We start from the raw sequence: 404 nt of genomic DNA, 5'->3' as shown, positions 1-404 counted from the left end.
TGACCAAGGAGCAGGTGGCCGTCTGGAAAGAGCAGGTGGAGAACATGCCTTGGCTGCATGCCGGGCACCGCCTCCTGCTTCGCCAGGTTTGCATCTTGGCCGCGCGAATGGCGACCGACCCCGAAATGGGTGTTTCCGCGATGCAGGCGCTGGGCTCACTGCTATCCAAGCTCGGCGCCACCCCGGTGGATGAGACGAAAGTGAATCATGGCTCAGGCGAAGACGAAGACCCGGACGACAAGCATTTCTAACTGCCGGACCTGCGAGTACCCGCTGGCTGTAGTTGAAGGCCGAATTGTCGCGGGGCCCCACGTGCGCAATGCCTGCCGGCGGCACTTGAAAGACCTGGAGGACGCTCACGAGCGCGGCCTGTACTTTGACCGGGAAGCCGCCGACAAGAAGAT

1 protein-coding gene is annotated in these 404 nt (G+C 62.4%); it reads left to right on the top strand.

Annotation, left to right across the window (positions count from 1 at the left end):
• The coding region (locus A9K58_RS19760; RefSeq protein ID WP_231109353.1) for a hypothetical protein at positions 1 to 251 on the top strand (251 nt) is incomplete at its 5' end.
• Between the last annotated feature and the right edge of the window lie 153 nt (positions 252 to 404).

Source organism: Stenotrophomonas maltophilia (assembly GCF_001676385.1).
In the GTDB taxonomy this organism is placed as follows: domain Bacteria; phylum Pseudomonadota; class Gammaproteobacteria; order Xanthomonadales; family Xanthomonadaceae; genus Stenotrophomonas; species Stenotrophomonas maltophilia_J.
Note: the sequence above shows the minus strand (reverse complement) of the source record. Positions and strands in the feature narration are given on the sequence as shown.